We start from the raw sequence: 19,293 nt of genomic DNA on the forward strand, positions 1-19,293 counted from the left end.
TCCCGCTATCAGGGCCTATAGCGTCATCTCGGACAATGGATAGGCCCGTCTGACCGATCTTTGCGCATCGGGGACAATGATGTGCGGCCGCTTGGCCGAATCGGGCAGTGCTGGCTAACCCCCTCGCCATGGCTGGCGGCTCCACCCCGATGATGCAGCAGTACTTCGCGCTGAAGGAACAGGCGGGCGATTGCCTGCTGTTCTATCGCATGGGCGACTTCTTCGAACTGTTCTTCGAAGATGCAAAAAAGGCGGCAGGCGTGCTGGATATCGCGCTGACATCGCGGGGCGAAAACGATGGGGAGCCGGTTCCGATGTGCGGCGTGCCCGTCCATTCGGCGGACAGCTATCTCGCTCGCCTGATTCGCGCCGGATGCCGGGTTGCCATCGCCGAACAGGTGGAAACCCCGGCAGAGGCGAAGGAACGCGCACGGAGCGAAGGCCGCGCGTCGAAAGCGCTGGTGCGGCGCGACATCGTCCGTTTCGTGACCGCGGGCACGCTGACAGAGGATACCCTGCTCGAATCGCGGCGCGCCAACGTGCTGGCGGCGCTCGCTCCCTTGCGGGACGAGGTGGGGATTGCCGCGATCGACATCTCGACCGGCGAGATGGCACTCGAATGCGTGGCCCCCGAAGGGATCGCCGCGGCCTTGTCGCGCATCGGCCCTGCCGAAGTGGTCGTGCCGGAAAGCTGGCCCGAAGACATGGGCACCCTGCCCGAAGGCAGCATCGAACGCCCGCGCACGGCCTTTGCCAGTGACGAGGGCGAGGCGAAGCTGAAGGCGATCCACGGCGTCGCTACGCTGGACGCCTTTGGTGATTTCGGACGGGCGCACCTTGCCGCTGCCGGCGGGCTGATCGCCTATCTCGAACATGTCGGGCGCGGCGACTTGCCGCTGATCCTGCCGCCCCGGATACGCGAAGCCGGCGGGCACCTTGCCATGGACGAGGCGACGCGCAGCAGCCTTGAAGTCACGCTGTCGGCCAGCGGCACGCGCAAGGGCAGCCTGATCGATTGCATCGACCGCTGCCTGACCGGCGCGGGCGCTCGGATGCTGGCAGAAGACCTGTCCGCCCCGCTGGCAGATGCAGGGGCGATCCGGGAACGGCTGGAAGCGGTCGGGTGGCTGTATGACGATGCCCTGCTTCGCGAAGACCTGCGCCGTGCCTTGCGCGCCCTGCCCGATGTCGGCCGTGCGCTGGGGCGGATCGTTGCCGGGCGCGGCTCTCCGCGCGATCTGGGCCAATTGCGCGACGGGTTGGGCGAAGCGCGGATGTTGCACGAAACGCTGCAACGTATCGAGGGTCTGCCCGCCCTGTGCCAACGCCTTCTGCCGCTGCTTGCCGGGCATGGCGCTCTGGTCGAGTTGCTGACCCGCTCCCTTGTCCCCGCGCCGCCGACGGAACGCGGCTCCGGCGGATACATCGCGGAAGGGTACGACGCGGCGCTGGACGAGTTGCGCACGATTGCGAAAAACGGACGGCGCGCTGTCGCCGCGCTGGAAGCGAAGTACCGCGACGAGACCGGCATCGCCACGCTGAAGATCAAGCACAACGGCGTGCTGGGCTATTTCATCGAAGTGCCCGCCCGCCATGCCGACAAGCTGATGGAGGCGGACAGCGGGTTCACCCATCGGCAGACGATGAAGGACGCGGTGCGCTTCAACGCGCTTGCCCTGCACGAAGAGGCAAGCCGCATTGCGGAAGCCGGCGGACGATCGCTCGCCGCAGAGGAAGCGCACTTCGAGGAACTGGTCGGACATGCCATCGCAGCCAGGGAAGCTATCGCCGCCACGGCACAGGCGCTGGCCCGCATCGACGTAACCGCAGGACAGGCCGAACGTGCAGCAGAGGGCGGCTGGGTGCTGCCCGAGATACGCGAAGATACCACCCTTGCCGTGATCGGCGGGCGACATCCCGTGGTCGAGCAGGCGCTGGCGGCGGGCGGCGAGCGCTTCGTCGCCAACGACTGCACCTTGGCGCAACAGGACCGGCTATGGCTGATCGGCGGCCCCAACATGGGCGGCAAGTCGACCTTCCTGCGCCAGAACGCGCTTATCGTCCTGCTGGCGCAAGCCGGCGGCTTCGTACCCGCACAGTCCGCCCGCATCGGCATCGTCGACCGCCTGTTCAGCCGTGTCGGCGCATCGGACAACCTTGCGCGCGGTCGCTCGACCTTCATGGTGGAGATGGTGGAAACCGCCGCCATCCTTTCGCAGGCAAGCGACCGCAGTTTCGTCATCCTTGACGAGGTGGGCCGCGGGACCAGCACTTACGACGGGCTGGCACTCGCATGGGCAGTTGCCGAATCGGTGCACGAAACCGTGCGCTGCCGCTGCCTGTTCGCGACGCACTACCACGAGCTTTCGCGCCTTGCCGAAACATGCGACGCGCTGTCGCTGCACCATGCCCGCGCGCGCGAATGGAAGGGGGAACTCGTCCTCCTCCACGAACTGGCGGAGGGGCCGGCCGATCGCAGTTACGGGCTGGCCGTGGCGCGCCTCGCAGGGCTTCCCGGCCCTGTTATCAAGCGGGCGAAGACGATCCTCGACAAGCTGGAGAAAGGCCGCGCCGAAACCGGCGGACTGGGCGCTGGGCTTGGCGACCTACCCCTGTTCGCCGCCGCGGCAGAGGCAGAGGAGGAGCAATGCGACACGCTTCGCGAAGCGCTTCGCGAAGCGCTGCGCGATCTCGACGTCGATGCGCTTTCCCCGCGAGAGGCGCTGGAAAAGCTCTACGAGTTGAAGCGAGAGGCAGGACAGGGCGCCGACTGAACGAGGGGCAGTCCGGCCTTTGCGGAACCAGCCGCCCGCCCGCCTGTTGTTCCGACAAGATGTCTCAACAATCAGCACAAGAAAAATTCGACCGCACCGAACTGGCCGAAGATCGCACGATCATGACGGTCGAGCGGACATTTGCCGGTTGGATGCGCACCTCTTTCGCAGCCATAGGCATCGGGCTGGCGTTCGAGGCGCTGTTTGGCGAACTGGATCCACCGTGGCTTGCCCGCGTGATCGCGACGATCTTCATCCTGCTTGCCGCGTTTCTCGCCATCACGGCAGAGCGCAGGGCATGCCGAGCGGTGGCACGTATGAAGGCGCATACAGTGGACGCCCCCGATGCGCCGCACTTGCGTTACGTGGCATGGGCTGTCGCGGCGGGTACCCTGATCCTAGCAGTCTCGATCTGGCTGATGCACAATGCGGAGCTTCCCTCCGCCCTCCCCGGCGGCTAACACCGCGCGATGCAGTTCGACGATCTCCTCCTCCGCTATTTCGGCACGACAGACATGGACGCCATCACGCCCGCCGTCCGCGAAGCCGGGATCGAAAAGATGCGCGTCGACCTGGGGCTGGAGCGTGATGAGGCTAAGCGGTTCGCCATCTGGTCGCTGCTGGCGATGAATGACGCCGCGCCCGACATCGACGTGACCTTCAAGGACAAGGGCGAGCAGGAAGCGGCGCGCAACCTCCTCGACCTCGTCATCGCGGCAAAGGGCGGTTAGCTGTCCGAATTGGACGGCTCGCCCTTCATCACGTTGGCCTTGCCGTATTTGGACGTGTTGTCGTCCATGTTCGGCTCTCCGCGATAGGCCGACATGTCGATGCCGCCCTTTTCCATCTGCTTCATGTGATCGACAAGATCCTCCGCATCGTCCTGTGATGTGATCGATCCAGGTGCCTTCTCGCTATCCTCAAGACCAAAGTTGCTGGTCGCCCTGCCGATCGCCTCGTCGGCGATGGTCTGGGCTTGCGCAGCCTCGTCATGCTGTTCGTCGTTGAAAGTTTCGGGCGCGAGCGTCTCTTTGGTGGCCACGGCAAATTCCTTTTGCTGTTTGCCTTGATTACGGGTGGGTCAAGGCGCGGTTCCCGGTGGCGAGATGCATTGTGCGAGCCGTGCGGCAAAATAATACAATTTTGCTGTTGCGAGTCATTCGCATATTCAATACCGAGGCTCCCGGGCACCATCCAGTGCCGCCAACAGGGAGCATGCATGTCCGCCATCCATATCGCTATTGCGACGATCAAGCCGCGCGGGTTGCTGACGTTGGCTGCTCTGGCCACGTTTTCGGGAACAGCCCATGCTGCTGCCCAGACGATGCCCGACAGGTTGTCGGTCGCGGACATGTTCATGCAGGCGGACTGGGTGGTGAAGTTGGTCATGCTAGGCCTGATTTTCGCCTCAATTGTGACGTGGACGGTCTTTGTCGCCAAGCACCGGGAACTGTCAGCGCTGGGCAGGCGTGAGAGCACGCGGCTGGCCGCACTGAGCGGACTGCGCGGGATCGGCGATGCCGATGGCGATACCAACCTGTCGACCAACCCGCTCGTCATCGCCGCGCGTGAGGAAATCGCGCTTTCCGCCGATGCGCTGGGCGATCGCGACGGGGTGAAAGAACGCGTACTCTCCCGCCTCGAACGGCATGAAGCGCACTGCGCCCGCCGCATGACGCGCGGCATCAATATCCTCGCCACGATTGGCGCGACCGCACCCTTCGTCGGCCTGTTCGGAACCGTCTGGGGCATCATGAACGCCTTTGTCGGCATTGCCGAAAAACAGACGACCAACCTTGCTGTCGTCGCCCCCGGCATTGCCGAGGCGCTGTTGGCGACGGCCATGGGGCTGATCGCCGCCATCCCTGCCGTGATGATCTACAACCACTTCTCTCGCATGGTTGCCGCCAACCGTGCGCGGATAGCGGATTCCAGCGCGGTCGTCATGCAGATCGTCAGCCGCGACCTTTCGCGCGGCACGGCGGGCTGATCGCCATGGCCTTCCGCCTGTCCGGCTCCGATGCCGAAGAACTCCCGCTCAACCACGATATCAACGTCACGCCCTTTATCGACGTCATGCTCGTGCTGCTGATCATCTTCATGGTCGCCGCACCGCTCGCTACGGTGGACGTGAAGGTCGAACTGCCCGTAGCCAATGCCGATCCTTCGCAGCGGCCCGACGAACCGGTCTACCTCACCATCGAGGAAAGCGGTCGGTTGACTGTCAACGATCGGCCGGTCGAACTGGCCAACCTCGGCGCGGAAATTGCGGGCGTATCGGGCGGAGACATTGAACAACGGGTATTCCTGCGCGCGGACAAGGCCGTGCCGTACGAGCGGATCATGGATGCCATGAACGCGCTCCGCTCCGCCGGATACCTGCGCGTTGCCCTGATGGGTGCGGAAGGCGGCACTGCGTCGTGACGGGACTTCACGCATTTCCTGAAGACAAGCGCGCATGGACCGTCGCCGCCGTCGGCGCGCTCGTTCTCCATGGCGGTGCGATCGCGGCCATCGTCGCCATGACGGGCAAGACGGCAGCAATCGCCGAAGATCCGGTTATGGTTGTTGAACTCCCGCCGCCCGGTCCTGCCGAGATGGCGACGAGTCCGACGGTCACAGCCACCCAACAAGTGCAACCTGTCCAGGCCGTGGCAGAACGGCTGCCCGACTACGTTCCGCCGGAAGTCGACATCCCTGAAACATCGGCGCCACTGCCGACGGACCCGGTTCGCATTCCGACGCCGCTCAGAGTTCCCGCGACGCCCCAGCCGCAACCGCGTATCGCCGCCGCCACGCCGCCGCCACCTGCAGCCGCCGTAGCACGCGAAGTTCAAGGTTCCGGCGAGGCACCGGGCATGGACCCGCGCGCCAAGAAGAAGGCCGCCGATTACTACAGCCTGCTGATGGCCCACCTGCAGCGCAAGAAGCGCTATCCTTCCGAGGCGAAGCAAGCACGACAGCAAGGTGTGGTGACCGTGCGTTTCACGATTGACCGCAGCGGCAACGTGACAGCCAGTTCGATCAAGCAGAGTAGTGGGCACACCCTGCTCGATCGGGCAACGCTCGATCTGATGCAGCGCGTCTCCCCCCTGCCGCCGATCCCGCGCGAGATGCAGCGCGAAAGCCTGACCATCGCGCTCCCCATCGATTACGCGCTGAGCTCGAAGTAGCCGGCGCACCAATCAACGACAAAAAAGCCATACCAGAGGAGTTATTCGCTAATGCGTCGCACTACCAATATTCGCCGTCCCGTCTCCCTTAGACAGCGCGCGACCCTTGCTGCCGGTGTATCCGCCGTGCTGCTGGCCCAGCCCGCCTTCGCGCAGGATGCCGAGGAAGAGGAAGTTCAGCTCGATACGCTGGAAATCAAGGACCACACCGCCGATTCCAACCCTTACACCGTGGAAGGCGCGCCGTATAAGGCTCGCATATCGGGCGACGTGCGCCGCACCAAACCGCTGGCCGAAACGCCCGCAACGATCACCGTGCTGACCGAAACGCAGATCGAGGAAGCGGGGACGACCGATCTGAAGAACATCGTCGCCATGCAGCCGGGCGTCACGATCGGCACGGGCGAGAACGGCAACGCATTCGGCGACCGCTACATCATCCGTGGTGAGGAAGCGCGCAGCGACGTCTTCGTCGATGGCCTGCGCGATCCCGGCATGACCACGCGCGAAAGCTTCGCGGTCGACCAGATCGAGATCACCAAGGGGCCGAGCGCGACCTTTGCGGGGCGGGGGGCAACCGGCGGCGCGGTGAATTCGATCACCAAGCAGGCCAGCACCGACTACAACTTCAACCGTGTCGACCTCGGCATCGGAACAGACGACTACTACCGCGCCACGCTCGATTCCAACTGGCGCCTGTCGGATGCGGTCGCCGTGCGCGCCAATCTGCTCTACGCGCAGCAGGACATTCCCGGCCGCGATCCGGCAGATCGCGAACGCTGGGGCGCGGCGATTTCCGGCACGGCACATATCTCTGACAGCGTTCGTGTATTGCTCGACTATTACCACCTGACCGCGAACGACAAACCCGACCTCGGCTCATACGTCACGCCCAGCACGGCGGACGGATACGGGCAGCCGCTGGATGACATCCCGTCCTTCACGCAGAACGAGGATTTCCTCGATTCCGATGTCGACACCTTTACCGGGCGGATTTTCATTGAGCCGTTCGAAGGCTTCAGGATCGTCAACCTCACCCGCTACGGCGAAACGTCCAACGGATACGTCACGACCGGCGCGCGCGGCGGCGAAGATGGTGTGGAAATCGGGCTGTCGACCCATCAGGGGTGGCAGGAAGTCGAATACTTCGCCAACCAGTTCAACGTGATGGGCGAATTCGCCACCGGCTCGCTGCGCCACAACGTGATCGTGGGCAGCGAATACTCGGACCAGAAAGTCGTTAACGGCACGTACGGCTACACCATCAACGGCGAGAGCAATTGCGAGGGTCGTCGCGGCCCAGGCTATTGCATTACCGACGATAGCGGCGCGATCATCGTGGACGATATCTCCGGCTTCCTCGACCGCGACATCGTGCGCGGCGATGCCGACAGCCGCTGGCACGTCGAAACCCTGTCGTTCTACGCGATGGACACGATCGACCTCGCCCCGTGGCTTTCGGTCAACGGCGGCGTTCGCCTCGATGCGTTCGATTATTCGAACATTGTCACAGGGCGCGATGCTAGCGTCACGAACTACACCTACTCCGACGAGCTGTGGAACGGCCATGCCGGCGTTTCCGTAAAGCCGCTGGAAAACCTGATGCTGTATGCCAACTGGGGCACTGCGAAGAACATCAATGGCGGCGAATCTGATCTGGGCGCAAATTGCGGCTATGGTGGCCTGTGCATTACCGACGATACGGACCTCAATAGCGGCCGTCCCGAAAGCACCACTAGCTATGAAATCGGCGCCAAGTGGGACCTGTTCGACAGCCGCCTGCTGCTGACGGCCGCCGCATTCCACGTGACCAAGGACGACGTCTACGAAATCGCCAGCGGCAGTTCCGGCTATGACCAGGAAGGCAACATCAACACCGGCAAACACCGCGTTCGCGGTATCGAGCTTGGCCTTGTCGGCAACGTCACCGACCGCCTTTCGGGCCAGATCGCGCTGACGGTGATGGATGCCGAGGTGCTGGAAAGCTACGATCCGGCGAACGTGGGACTGACGCTGGCCAACTTCGCCGACACGCAGGCGACAGGGCAGATCCGTTATCAGGCGACCGAAGCCTTGGCCTTTGGCGGAACGGTCACCTACAAGAGCGAAATGTTCGCAGGCCAGCCCGACACGGCGGCTTCGTTCAACACGGAAGCCGGGCGCTACAGCTATCGCGTGCCCAGCTACGTGACGGGCGATGTCTTTGTCAGCTACAAGATCAGCCCGAACTATTCGGCCCGCATCAACGTGACGAACGTAACCGACGAGGATTACTACACCGCCGCCTATCGCAGCGGCGCTTTCCTCTACAAGGGTGACGAACGCCGCGCGACGCTGACGCTGACCGGCAAGTTTTGATCGCCAAACCGGGGCGGCGTTCGCGCGCCGCCCCGTTCATTTAAACGGAAGCCCGCCATGCTGATCGTGATCGAAAACCTGCTGGATTCGTCGGAAGTCGCTGCATTCCGCGAGCGGCTGGCCGCAGGGCAATGGGTCGACGGGGCCGACACGGCGGGCAGCCGCTCTGTCGCGGTGAAGCAGAACCTGCAATTGCCGCATACCGATCCCGTGGCGCGGGAACTGGGCAACCGGATACTGGCCAAGCTGGGCAACCATCCCGAATTCGTCTCGGCCTCGCTTGCCGAAACGATCTGGCCGCCGGTCTTCAACCTCTATCAGGACGGCGGGCATTACGGCACGCATTCCGATGCTGCGCTGATGCGCCTGCCCGATGCGAACCTGACGATCCGGTCGGACTTGTCCGCCACGATCTTCCTGTCCGATCCGGACAGCTACGACGGCGGTGAACTGCTGATCGAGGAAAGCTTCGGTGCGCAGGCGGTAAAGCTTAACGCGGGTGACATGGTGCTCTACCCGTCCGGCAGCCTGCACCAGGTCACGCCCGTCACGCGCGGGCAGCGCATCTGCGCGATCACGTGGATGCAAAGCGCCATCGCCAGCGGGGAAGCACGCGCGCTGCTCTACGATCTCGACCAGTCGATCCGCGCCCTTTCCCCGACCCGCGCGGCGGACGATCCGGATATCGACCGGCTGGTCCACGTCTACCACAACCTCGTGCGCCGCTGGGCCAAACCGTAATGCTGCAACGCGTCCGTTCCCGCCGGATCAGGCCGGCACGCATGGCGTTCTGGCTTGCGCTCGCCGTGCCTGCCACACTGATGATCTCCGCGCTTGCGCAAGGGGAACTGGCGATGGACCTGCTTCACCCCAGCGGCGAACTGTCGTTGCGGCTGCTGGTTATTGCCCTGCTGCCCGGCCCGTTGATCGAGTTTTTCGGCGCAAACCGTTTCCTGCGCGGGTGGCTCGCCCTGCGCCGCAATTTCGGGGTCGCCGCCTTTGGCTATGCGGCGTTGCACCTCGTCTTTTACGGCATCGATATGGGCGCAATCGCCCCGATCATCGCCGAATTCACCCTGCCCGCGATCTGGACCGGCTGGCTGGGCTTTGCCCTGATGCTGGCCGCCGCCTCGATCAGCAACGATGCGGCGATGGCCGCACTGGGCCGGCGCAAGTGGAAGCGGGTGCAACAGGGCGCCTATGTCGCGCTGTTGTTCTCGCTTGCGCATTGGGTGCTGCTCGACTGGTCGTGGATACCGGCCGTCGTCCACGTCGCCCCCGTCATTATCGCCTGGGCCTTGCGCTTCGTCGCGCGCGCCCGCCGCAAGTCCTCCGTGAAAGGAACCGCATGACCCGCAAACTAATCGCCTCCGCTCTTGCCGCGACGGCCCTGTTCGCAGCTACCCCTGCGCTCGCCGATGGCGACATCGCCTGCAAATCCGGGCCGAAGGACAAGTGGCAGCCCGTCACCAAGCTGAAGAAAGCCGCATGGATGGAAGGCTGGAAGATCATCAAGACCGAGATCTCGGGCGACTGCTACGAAGTCTATGCCCACACCGAATCAGGTCAGGTGGTAGAGGCATTCTTTCACCCGGTGACACTGGAAAAGCTGGTCGTTATCCGTCGCGGCAGTGAAATTTACCGCAAGAAGGGGTTTACCGGTTAACGGTTCGCCCCCGGCACCCACAGCACATCGCCCTTGCCACCGTCGTTCGCGTCGCGCGCCAGCACGAACAGCAGGTCGGACAGGCGGTTGACGTAAGTCAGCGCAGCGGGATTGACCGGCTCCGCCCCCGCCAGCGCCGTGATCGCACGCTCTGCCCTGCGCACAGAAGCACGCGCGACATGCAGCCGCGCCGAAGCCTCGCTACCACCCGGCAGGACGAAACTGGTGAGCGGAGCAATCGTCTCGTTTGCGCTATCGATCTGCGCCTCGATCCATTCGGACTGTGCAGCAACCATGCGCAGCGTCATTTCGCCGGGCGTGAAGTCTTCGCCCGGAGTGGCAAGGTCGGCGCCAAGGTCGAACATGTCGTTCTGCACGCGGGTCAGTGCATCATGCACTCCGCCCGCATCCAGCGCACAGATGGCAAGGCCGATGGCCGAATTCGCCTCGTCCACCGCGCCGATCGCTTCCATACGGGCGGCGTGTTTGGGCAGGCGCGAACCGTCGACGAGGCCCGTCGTCCCGTCATCGCCGGTGCGGGTGTAGATCTTGTTGAGTTTGACCACGTTGCGATCAGGAAGCGAGCGCGAGCAGTAGCATGGCGACCACCACGGCAGCCGCCTGGTACTTGATGCGCGCGATCATCGCGCGGTTCTGGCGCAGCTGCATTTCCGTCACGCGCTCGTCCCCGCCCTCAAGGTCCATCTTCGTGCTTTGCAAAAAGGCGACGATCCCGCGCACGAGCGAGACGACGACCATGATCATGAGCGCGACGAGCAGAATGATTGTTATGACTTTCATGCCGCCCCGTTAGGCCTTTTCGGACCGATTTGCGAGTCCCGACAAGGCCAGCCCTTGCGGAAACCGCCCGGCCCGCAAGTTCGCGGCCAGTTGCGATCCGTCCTCTCCCGCCAGCCTGCGATCGGCAAGAGAAGGCGAGCCGCGCCGCTTCGCCAGCTTCTCCCCGCTCTCGTCCAGCAACAGGGCGTGATGGTGCCAGCGCGGAACCGGCAGGCCAAGCAATGCCTGTAACAACCGGTGTACGTGGGTCGAGGCGAAAAGGTCCGCGCCCCGCGTCACCAGCGTTACGCCATCGACGGCATCGTCCAGTGTGACGGCGAGGTGATAGCTGCCCGGCGCATCCTTGCGCGCCAGAACGACATCGCCGAACAGTTCGGGCCGGGCCATCTGTTCGCCGGCCAGTTCGTCGAACCATGTCAGCGGACCTGCTTCGGCAACGGCCTTCGCCATGTCGAGCCGCCACGCGACAGGGCCGTCCGGCTCGAAGCGCGCATGACGGCAGGTTCCGGGATAGACCGGCCCGTCCGGCCCGCTCTCGCGCGATGCCTGCGCGATCTCGGCGCGGGTGCAACGACACGGATAGACCAGTCCGCGCGCCTTCAACCCCTCGATCACTGCGGCATGTGCCGCGATGCGGTCCGACTGGCGGATCGCATCGCCATCCCGTTCCAGCCCGAGCCACGCCAGATCAGCCAAAGCCGCCTCGGCAAATTCCGCCCGACTGCGCGCGCCATCGATATCCTCGATCCTCACAAGAAAGCGCCCGTCCCTCTCGCGCGCCAGATCGTGCGCGACGATCGCGGACAGGGCATGGCCAAGGTGCAGCGGCCCGTTGGGGCTGGGTGCGAAGCGGGTGACGGTTTCCATCGCGCCACCGATAGCGCCGCGCGGCTTGGGAGGACAGCTTGTGGACGCGCGGTGGAGAACCCTGTGCATGCAATTGTGGAAACCCTGTGTGTTCCCCTCTTGCCCTTCTGCGCGCGAGATGCTGATTTCATATCGCGATGCGTCATCAACCGGTCATGCTCGCCTGTAAAAGCGCGAACTGCGGTCCTCGGGCTGACCATGAGCCGGTGGACGTCGGCAAAGTGCTGTCAGGGGGGCGTGCAACGCGATGTTCCAACAGGGCCTGATCGAAACAAGGGCAAGGCTTTCGAGTGCGGACGACGATCCGACGAGAAAGCTGAACAATTGCCCCGCGTTGGTCCTGAACGCCGACTATACTCCGCTATCCTATTACCCGCTCAGCCTCTGGCCGTGGCAGACCGCGATCAAGGCCATCTTCCTCGACCGCGTTGATGTCGTCGCCAGTTACGAACGACTGGTCCACTCGCCCAGCTTCGACATGCAGATCCCGTCGGTGATCGCGTTGAAGCAATATGTGAAGCCATCGGAATTCCCGGCCTTCACTCGCTTCAACCTGTTCCTGCGCGACAGGTTTTCCTGTCAGTACTGTGGCAGCCCGCACCACCTGACGTTCGATCATGTCGTCCCGCGCAGGTTGGGCGGCATCACCAGTTGGGAAAACATCGTCACCGCCTGCGCGCCGTGCAACATGAAGAAGGGTGGGCGCACGCCGAAACAGGCGCACATGGCCCTGCAAGTGCCACCGATCCGCCCGACCAGCTGGCAATTGCAGGAACGTGGCAAAGGTTTCCCGCCCAACTATTTGCATGAGACGTGGCGGGACTGGCTTTACTGGGACATCGAACTCGAGGAGTAGTGCTGGCCGGCGGGGGATTCACCACATCGCGGCCTGCAAATCGTCTTTGTCGCGGGTTAGATCCAGCCCTGCAGTTCGTTGCGGATCAGGGTTTCCAGCATGGTCATGCCTGCCTCGCCGTCGTTGAGGCAGGTCAGCGCGGTGTAGCTTTCGCCGCCTGCGGCAAGGAACGTGTCGCGGCCTTGCAACGCGATTTCCTCCAGCGTTTCAAGGCAATCCGCCGAAAAGCCCGGCATGGCGACGGCCATCGATTTCGTGCCCGCCTTCGCTTCCGCCTCGATCGTCGTGTCGGTCGCGGGCTCCAGCCACTTCGCCTTGCCGAAGCGTGACTGGAACGTGGTGTCTACCCGCATGGCGGGAAAGACCGGCGCCAACGCCTCTGCCAGCAGACGAGCGGTCTTGCGGCAATGGCAGTGATAGGGATCGCCGAGGTGCAGCGTGCGTTCCGGCATGCCGTGGAAACTGAGCAACAGCACTTCGGGCACCGCAGGCAGTGCGCCGATCTGTGCCGTCAGGTCGGATGCGAGCGCGGCGATATGGGCGGGCGCATCGTGATAGGGCGGTAATGTCCTGATCGCCGGCTGCCAGCGCATGGCGGCAAGCGCCGTGCCCAGCGCATCCACCGCGGTCGCGGTCGTCGCTGCCGAATATTGTGGGTAGAGCGGTGCGAACAGGATCCGGTCGTGGCCGGCTTCCTTCAGCGCCGTGATGCGATCCGCGATCGACGGATTGCCGTACCGCATGGCCCAATCGACTGTAACGCCGTTGCCCAGCCGCGCCTGCAACCCTTTTGCCTGCCGCGCTGTGATCGCTGCCAGCGGCGAGCCACCCTCGCCCCAGACCAGCGAATAGGCATGGGCCGACTTTTTCGGCCGGGTGTTCAGCACGATCCCGCGCAAAATCGGCTGCCACAGCAAGGCAGGCAGTTCCACCACGCGCTTGTCCGACAGGAATTCGCGCAAGTAGCGTTTTACCGATGGCGCATCGGGCGCATCGGGCGTGCCGAGATTGACCAGCAGCACGGCAACACGCCCTACCGGCGCGTCGGGGTGATCGGCGGGTCTGGCCATCGCGGATGTCGGCGAGGTTTCCATCAGTCGTAACTTTCCGCATCGACGACGGTCCCGTCAGGCAGGACCGAGGGTTCCGGCTCCGGTATCGGCGTCTCCGCCGCGTCAGCAGTTGCCGCATCGGCGGCAACCGGCGCAGCCGCAGCGGGCGCCAGCGTGACTTGCGCAATCGGGATCGGCAGGTCGCGAAACCGCTTGCCGGTGGCAGAGTGAAGCGCGTTCGCCAACGCAGGCGCAACCGCCACCGCGCCGATCTCGCCCGGATCGAACGGCGGTGCATCGTTCTGCGAAAATCCCACGCTGATATCCGGCAGACGCTTCAGGCCCGGCAGACGCAGATCGGCCAGCGTGCGTTCGCGCGGCAGTCCGCCGTCGTAGGATACGCCAAGGCCAAGGGCGGCATTCATACCGAAGATCAGCCCGCCCTCGATCTGCTGCAGCGCCAGCTCGTAATGAACGATCCGCCCGATGTCGCACCACGCGGCGATGCTGGACACTTCCACGCCATCCTCCCCCGGCCGCGCGCGTACGACGACGGCAATGCGCCCACCGCCATCCTCGCGCCCTGCAGGGTCCAGCATCTGCCAGCAGGCTATGCCCTGCGCCGTTCCTTCGCTGCCGCCATCCCATTCGCCAAGCTGGGCTGCACCCTGCAGGCATTCCGCCATGCGCGGATTTCCGCCCAGCATCGCCATGCGATAGGCGAGCGGCTCTTCTCCGGCCTGGCCCGCAATCTCGTCGATGAAGGATTCGGTGAAGAAACAGGCCCGCACTTCGGCGTTGCCCCGCATGCGACCGGACGGAAGGCCGGTATCGGCGGACAGGCTGTCCACCCGCAGGTTCGGGATTGCGTAGAGCGGGGCCATGCCGAACAGGTTGGCCGGATCGTGCCGCCCGTTCGCGCGGTCATAGGCCTGTTCCGCGCTCGCACCTTCGAACAGGCGACCGAACATCTCGTGCGCACAAGGCTGGGCGGCGATGCGGGCATGCCAGGCGTGAACGGTACCCTGCGGGCCGGTGATCGCCTTGATCTCGGCAATCGCGGGCGGGCGCGGCAGGGCGGTCAGGTGCTCTTCCAAACGGCTGTAGACAAGCTGTACCGGTCTGCCCACGGACTTGGCGATGGCCGCCACTTCGCGCGCGATGCGGTGGTCAAGCCGTGCATCGAAACTGCCGCCCGCGCCTACGGGATAGAGCACCACATCATCGATATCGAGGCCGGCCGCGGCCGCCGCAGCCTCCCGCGCCTGTTCCGGTGCCTGCGCCGCCATCCACAGTTCCAGCCGCCCGCCAAGGTAGCGCGCCGTCGCGCTCGCCGTCTCCAGCGTGCCGTGCAGGGCAGGCGCCATCGTGTAGCGGGCCGAGATCGCACCCAGCCCCTCCAGCGCGACCTCGGTCTGCCCGCGATCGAACATCGTCTCGGCAGTGCCGCCTGCCAGCGCCTCGTCCAGCCCTTGCGCGATTGTCACGTCTTCGGGCGCGCTGCGGCCGGGCTTGAAAGACGGCTGCATCAAGGCCAGCGCCTTTTCCGCGGCCCAGCGGCTGGACCCGATGGCGGCAAGCCAGCCGCGCCCTTCGGTGCGGGCGATATAGCCGGTAACCTTGCGCGCCGCATTCTCGTCAAACCCATCCAGCACGCTGTCGGCAAGGGGGCCGTGCGCGATCGCGGCGTAAACCATTTCCGGCAAACGGATGTCGCCGGCAAAGCGATAGGAACCGTCAATCTTCGACGGGCCGTCCAGACGCGGATAGACTTCGGGGCCGGAAACCAGATCGGGCGCGTTGTCGCTTGGCGGATCGGGGCGCAGCAGTGCCGGACTGGGCGGTGAAAACCGTGCTGCCTCGTCCGCCAGTTCGCCGAAACGCAGTTCCTTGTCGCCGTGAACGATGAACCCGGACTGCGCCTCGCACTCCTCGAACGCCACGCCCCAACGCTCTGCCGCCGCCATGGCAAGAACCGCGCGCACGCCAGCCGCAGCTTCGCGTATCGGCATTTCGTAGGCAGCAATACCAGTACCCGCCGCCGTTGCCATCAGGCGCGTCTGGTTGGCGAAATTCTCGGCAAGGAAATCATCCGGGTCATCGGCGAGCGAAGGGAACCACGTGTCGCGCAATCCGCCCCAGTGGGCCGCCAATACCGGATCAGCATAGGCCGGGCTGATCGCCGCCGGCTCCACCGCGACCTGACGCCAGTCAGCGCCCAGCTCCTCGGCCGCGATGCGGGGTAGCAGGGTCGTGACGCCCTGCCCCATTTCCAATTGAGGCACCGCGATCGTGACGATGCCGGTTCGCGCGATCTTGATCCACGCGTTGAACGCGCTTTCGCCCTCTCCCGCCGAAAGCGGGATCGGAAAGCTGCGCGGCAGCAGCGCATAGGCAGCGATCAGTCCGCCACCGGCAGCAGCCCCGACCAGAAGCTTGCGCCGCGAAAGCTTCACGCGCCCGCCACCTCTGGCGTCATCGCCCTGTCCAGCCATGCGCCGACCTTGCCGGCAATATCCGCGAAATGCTGCCCCACCGGCCCGTCTTCGGCAGCGGGCGGCTGGCCCGCGTCGCTACGCGTACGGATATCGATGGTGAGCGGGATGCGGCCGAGGAAGGGATAACCCATCGACCGTGCCGCAGCCTCTGCCCCGCCGCTGCCGAAAGGATCGCTTTCCTCTCCGCAATGCGGACAGACATAGCCCGCCATGTTCTCCACCACGCCGACCACCGGCACGTCCGCCTTGTCGAACAGGCCGATGGCGCGTGTCGCGTCCATCAGGGCAAGATCCTGCGGGGTGGAGACGATGACCGCGCCTTCGGGCTTGAACCGCTGTATCATCGTAAGCTGAACATCGCCGGTGCCGGGCGGCAGGTCCACAATCAGTGTGTCGATGTCGCCCCACTCCGCATCGATTAGCTGCGCCAGTGCATTGCCCGCCATCGGGCCGCGCCATGCAATCGCCTGACCCGGCTCTGCCAGATGGCCCATTGAAAGCATCGGCACGCCATAGCGCGTGGCGACGGGAATCAGTTTCTTGTCGCGCGCCTGCGGCCGCTCCCCCTCACTTGCCATCAGGCGCGGCTGGGACGGACCATAGATATCGGCATCGACCAGCCCGACCTTGCGCCCGGCCCGTGCCAAGGCGATCGCGAGGTTCGCCGACACGGTCGATTTACCCACACCGCCCTTGCCCGAACCGACGGCGATGATATGCGGCCCGCGGCGCAGTTCCGGGGCCGCCGCGGACGCCGATTCTTCGGCCCGTTCGGCCATCTGCGCCACGCGCAGTGGCGGCATATCGCCAAGGCCCTTGCTCAATGCGGAATAGGCACCGCGCAGCGCGATTTCCAACCTGTCACGCCCCAGCGTATCGAGGCCGCCGACTTCCAGCACCACCGTCACCGCGTCGCGCCCGATGCGCAGGCTGGCCAGCCGGTCCCCGACTGCGGCAGCCAGCGCTTTGCGGATCGCGGCTTCGTCTTGCGTGCTGTCGGCGGTCATCGGATTGTCTTCGCGTTGCAGGGGGCGTTTCGTATTCGCATGAAGCGCCTCTCGCACCAATGAAGTGAGATTCCAATGGCGAACGCCCTGTTTTTGCCAAACCCCCTCTGTTTTTGCACGCGACGATACCTATAAGGAGGGCATGACGAAAAAGGGTGGGTCCATAAAGGACGGCATTTTGGCCATGGCAGGAAAGAATCCCTGGGGTTCGACGCCGGGCGGCAATGACGGGGATGATGCAGGTCGCAGCTCGGGTGATATCGGGGGCAGCGATGACGCCCCGGTTTCCGAAGGCGGCGACAAGCCGCGCAATCCCTGGCTTCCGGGCGGTTCGGACGATGGCCCGCGCAAGGCCGCGAATATCGAGGATCTTTTCCGGCACCGGCAGGCCCGCCGCGGCTCCGGCGGTGGTGGCGGGAATTTCCCGCGTATTCCGCAGGCACCTGGCGGCAAGAGCTGGGCACCGCTGATCGCGGTCGGCTTCGTCGCGCTATGGCTGTTGCTGACATCGATCCACCAGATCGGCCCGAAGGAAGAAGGCATTGTCACGACCGCCGGGCAATATTCCCGCACGATGAGCCCCGGCCTCAAGTTCACGCTGCCCTGGCCGATCCAGGAAGTGGAGATCGAGGATGTGACCTCGATCCGCACCGACACGATTCCTGAAGGCGAGGCCGAGAAGCTGATGCTGACCGGCGACCAGAACCTCGTCGACCTGTCCTATATCGTGCGCTGGAACATCAAGGACCTGCAACTCTACACCTTCCAGCTCGCCAATCCGGACGAGACGGTGGAGGAAGTGGCAGAGGCCGCAATGCGTGCCTCCATCGCCGAAGTCACGCTGGACGATGCCCTGTCCGGTTCGGGCCGCGCGCAGATCGAACAGGCCGTGCGCACCCGCATGCAGGCCCTGCTCGATGCCTATCGCGCCGGCGTTGCCGTGCAGGGTGTGGAGATCAAGAAGGCCGACCCGCCGTCGTCGGTGGTCGATGCCTTCCGCGAAGTGCTTGCCGCGCAGCAGGACGCGCAGTCCGACATCAACCGCGCCCGCGCATGGGCCGAACAGGTAACCGCCCGCGCAGAGGGTGAGGCAGAGGCCTTCGACAAGGTCTATGCCGAATACCGCCTTGCCCCCGAAGTCACCCGCAGGCGCATGTATTACGAGACAATGGAACGCGTGCTGAGCCAGACCGACAAGACCATCGTGGAAACCGATTCCGGCGTTGTGCCCTACCTGCCCCTTCCCGAAGTGAAGCGCAGGTCTTCGTCCTCCTCTTCCTCTACTGCGGAAGGAGGCGAGTGATGGAACAGATCTGGCAGAGCTATAAGGCGTGGATCATTGCAGGCATCGTCGCCGCGGTTGCCGTGCTGTCGTCGATCTTCGTTGTACCCGAAACCGAACAGGCCGTGATTCTGCGGAACGGCAAGCCCGTCACCGTGGTCAACAAGTTCCACGCGAACGAGGATTTCGGGCAGACCGGTGCCGGCATCTGGTATCGCGTGCCGGTGATCGATCGGGTCGTATGGGTTTCCAAGCAAGTGCTGGCCGTCGACATGCAGCGGCAGGAAGTGCTGAGCCGCGACCAGCGCCGTCTGGAAGTCGATGCCTATGCCCGCTTCCGCATCATCGATCCGGTGCTGATGGTCCAGACCGCCGGTTCCACGACACGTGTCGAGGAACAGCTGCGCCCGATCCTGAACTCGGTGCTGCGCCAGCGGCTCGGCACCCGCAGTTTTCAGGCACTGCTGACCGCCGAACGCGGCGCGGCGATGGACGAGATCCGCTCCGGCCTCGACAAGGAAGCGCGCGAATATGGCGCGCAGGTCATCGACGTGCGCATCAAGCGCGCCGACCTTCCCGCCGGACGCCCGCTCGAAACCGCGTTCACCCGCATGCAGACCGCTCGTAAGCAGGAATCGGACACGATCCGCGCGCAGGGTGCAAAGCAGGCGCAGATCATCCGGGCAGAGGCCGAAGCCGAAGCGGCGAAGACTTATGCCGACGCCTTCAACAAGGACCCGGCATTCTACGATTTCTATCGCGCGATGCAGAGCTACGACACGGTCTTCTCTGGCCAGTCGAAGAAGGAAAGCTCGATCATCATGTCGCCGGACAACGAATACCTGCGCCAGTTCAGGGGTTCGGGCCGCTGATCGTCGGGAGAGCATGAGGGACATTCGCCGGGTCATTCAATCCGCGTTCAGCCGCACAGGTCTGGAATGCGGCCCGGTACCTGCAGG

At 64.6% G+C, this 19,293-nt stretch carries 20 protein-coding genes; 13 read left to right on the plus strand and 7 right to left on the minus strand.

Annotation, left to right across the window (positions count from 1 at the left end; genetic code table 11):
* The first annotated feature begins 128 nt into the window (after positions 1-128).
* Genes mutS through A7A77_RS10550 form a run of 3 tightly spaced genes read left to right on the plus strand, consistent with a single transcriptional unit; the run spans position 129 to position 3,505 of the window.
* Positions 129-2,774 (plus strand): DNA mismatch repair protein MutS, encoded by a 2,646-nt coding sequence (gene mutS, locus A7A77_RS10540; protein ID WP_245638451.1) that lies wholly within the window; start codon positions 129-131, stop codon positions 2,772-2,774.
* Between the two features lie 59 nt (positions 2,775-2,833).
* A complete protein-coding gene (locus A7A77_RS10545; protein WP_066557416.1) occupies positions 2,834-3,235 on the plus strand; it encodes a YidH family protein in 402 nt (133 codons plus the stop codon).
* Positions 3,236-3,244: 9 nt separating this feature from the next.
* A complete protein-coding gene (locus A7A77_RS10550) occupies positions 3,245-3,505 on the plus strand; it encodes a hypothetical protein (protein ID WP_066557425.1) in 261 nt (86 codons plus the stop codon).
* Here A7A77_RS10550 and A7A77_RS10555 read toward each other — a convergent pair.
* Positions 3,502-3,816, minus strand: coding sequence for a hypothetical protein (locus A7A77_RS10555; RefSeq protein ID WP_066557427.1), 315 nt, complete (start codon positions 3,814-3,816; stop codon positions 3,502-3,504). The genes A7A77_RS10550 and A7A77_RS10555 overlap by 4 nt on opposite strands.
* A 177-nt stretch (positions 3,817-3,993) precedes the next feature.
* Between A7A77_RS10555 and exbB the strand changes: the two genes are divergently transcribed.
* The 7 genes from exbB to A7A77_RS10590 are packed head-to-tail and all read left to right on the plus strand — an operon-like array spanning position 3,994 to position 9,971.
* Complete coding sequence (gene exbB / locus A7A77_RS10560) at positions 3,994-4,764, plus strand: tonB-system energizer ExbB (protein ID WP_156500523.1); 771 nt, start codon at positions 3,994-3,996, stop codon at positions 4,762-4,764.
* 5 nt (positions 4,765-4,769) lie between these two features.
* The gene (exbD, locus tag A7A77_RS10565) at positions 4,770-5,198 is read left to right on the plus strand and encodes a TonB system transport protein ExbD (protein ID WP_066557430.1); all 429 of its coding nucleotides are present in this window, start codon (positions 4,770-4,772) and stop codon (positions 5,196-5,198) included.
* Complete coding sequence (locus A7A77_RS10570) at positions 5,195-5,947, plus strand: energy transducer TonB (RefSeq protein WP_066557432.1); 753 nt, start codon at positions 5,195-5,197, stop codon at positions 5,945-5,947. The genes exbD and A7A77_RS10570 overlap by 4 nt, the downstream gene beginning before the upstream one ends.
* Before the next feature lie 51 nt (positions 5,948-5,998).
* The gene (locus A7A77_RS10575) at positions 5,999-8,305 is read left to right on the plus strand and encodes a TonB-dependent receptor (protein ID WP_066557435.1); all 2,307 of its coding nucleotides are present in this window, start codon (positions 5,999-6,001) and stop codon (positions 8,303-8,305) included.
* Between the two features lie 57 nt (positions 8,306-8,362).
* Complete coding sequence (locus A7A77_RS10580) at positions 8,363-9,046, plus strand: Fe2+-dependent dioxygenase (protein ID WP_066557439.1); 684 nt, start codon at positions 8,363-8,365, stop codon at positions 9,044-9,046.
* Positions 9,047-9,087: 41 nt separating this feature from the next.
* On the plus strand, positions 9,088-9,657 hold the full coding sequence (locus A7A77_RS10585; RefSeq protein ID WP_066557653.1) for a ferric reductase-like transmembrane domain-containing protein: 570 nt from the start codon (positions 9,088-9,090) through the stop codon (positions 9,655-9,657).
* Positions 9,654-9,971, plus strand: coding sequence for a PepSY domain-containing protein (locus A7A77_RS10590; RefSeq protein ID WP_066557443.1), 318 nt, complete (start codon positions 9,654-9,656; stop codon positions 9,969-9,971). Before A7A77_RS10585 ends, A7A77_RS10590 begins: the two co-directional genes overlap by 4 nt.
* On the opposite strand, the gene A7A77_RS10595 is transcribed toward A7A77_RS10590, so the two are convergent.
* From A7A77_RS10595 to gluQRS, 3 genes are read right to left on the minus strand one after another with little or no spacing between them, the layout of a single operon-like run.
* Entirely contained in the window at positions 9,968-10,537 is a 570-nt protein-coding gene (locus A7A77_RS10595) for a cob(I)yrinic acid a,c-diamide adenosyltransferase (RefSeq protein WP_066557446.1), read from the minus strand. The two genes, A7A77_RS10590 and A7A77_RS10595, sit on opposite strands and share 4 nt — an antisense overlap.
* A gap of 7 nt (positions 10,538-10,544) precedes the next feature.
* Positions 10,545-10,772: a hypothetical protein gene (locus A7A77_RS10600; protein WP_066557450.1), complete on the minus strand. Its 228-nt coding sequence runs from the start codon at positions 10,770-10,772 to the stop codon at positions 10,545-10,547.
* 9 nt (positions 10,773-10,781) lie between these two features.
* A complete protein-coding gene (gluQRS, locus tag A7A77_RS10605; protein ID WP_066557454.1) occupies positions 10,782-11,639 on the minus strand; it encodes a tRNA glutamyl-Q(34) synthetase GluQRS in 858 nt (285 codons plus the stop codon).
* A gap of 247 nt (positions 11,640-11,886) precedes the next feature.
* On the opposite strand from gluQRS, the gene A7A77_RS10610 reads away from it, so the two are divergent.
* Complete coding sequence (locus tag A7A77_RS10610; protein WP_066557461.1) at positions 11,887-12,495, plus strand: HNH endonuclease; 609 nt, start codon at positions 11,887-11,889, stop codon at positions 12,493-12,495.
* Positions 12,496-12,551: 56 nt separating this feature from the next.
* On the opposite strand, the gene hemH is transcribed toward A7A77_RS10610, so the two are convergent.
* The 3 genes from hemH to A7A77_RS10625 are packed head-to-tail and all read right to left on the minus strand — an operon-like array spanning position 12,552 to position 17,052.
* Positions 12,552-13,589 carry a ferrochelatase gene (gene hemH / locus A7A77_RS10615; RefSeq protein WP_245638448.1) on the minus strand — a complete coding sequence of 346 codons (1,038 nt, stop codon included), beginning with the start codon at positions 13,587-13,589 and terminating at the stop codon, positions 12,552-12,554.
* The gene (locus A7A77_RS10620) at positions 13,589-16,042 is read right to left on the minus strand and encodes a molybdopterin cofactor-binding domain-containing protein (protein ID WP_066557465.1); all 2,454 of its coding nucleotides are present in this window, start codon (positions 16,040-16,042) and stop codon (positions 13,589-13,591) included. Before A7A77_RS10620 ends, hemH begins: the two co-directional genes overlap by 1 nt.
* Entirely contained in the window at positions 16,000-17,052 is a 1,053-nt protein-coding gene (locus A7A77_RS10625; RefSeq protein WP_082836070.1) for an Mrp/NBP35 family ATP-binding protein, read from the minus strand. The genes A7A77_RS10620 and A7A77_RS10625 overlap by 43 nt, the downstream gene beginning before the upstream one ends.
* 184 nt (positions 17,053-17,236) lie before the next feature.
* On the opposite strand from A7A77_RS10625, the gene hflK reads away from it, so the two are divergent.
* Together hflK and hflC are read left to right on the plus strand one after the other, a co-directional pair.
* Positions 17,237-18,355, plus strand: coding sequence for a protease modulator HflK (gene hflK, locus A7A77_RS10630; protein ID WP_066557667.1), 1,119 nt, complete (start codon positions 17,237-17,239; stop codon positions 18,353-18,355).
* Positions 18,355-19,206 (plus strand): protease modulator HflC, encoded by an 852-nt coding sequence (hflC, locus tag A7A77_RS10635; RefSeq protein ID WP_066557470.1) that lies wholly within the window; start codon positions 18,355-18,357, stop codon positions 19,204-19,206. Before hflK ends, hflC begins: the two co-directional genes overlap by 1 nt.
* Positions 19,207-19,293 lie beyond the last annotated feature (87 nt).

It is taken from the genome of Croceicoccus bisphenolivorans (genome assembly GCF_001634625.1).
GTDB classification, from domain to species: domain Bacteria; phylum Pseudomonadota; class Alphaproteobacteria; order Sphingomonadales; family Sphingomonadaceae; genus Croceicoccus; species Croceicoccus bisphenolivorans.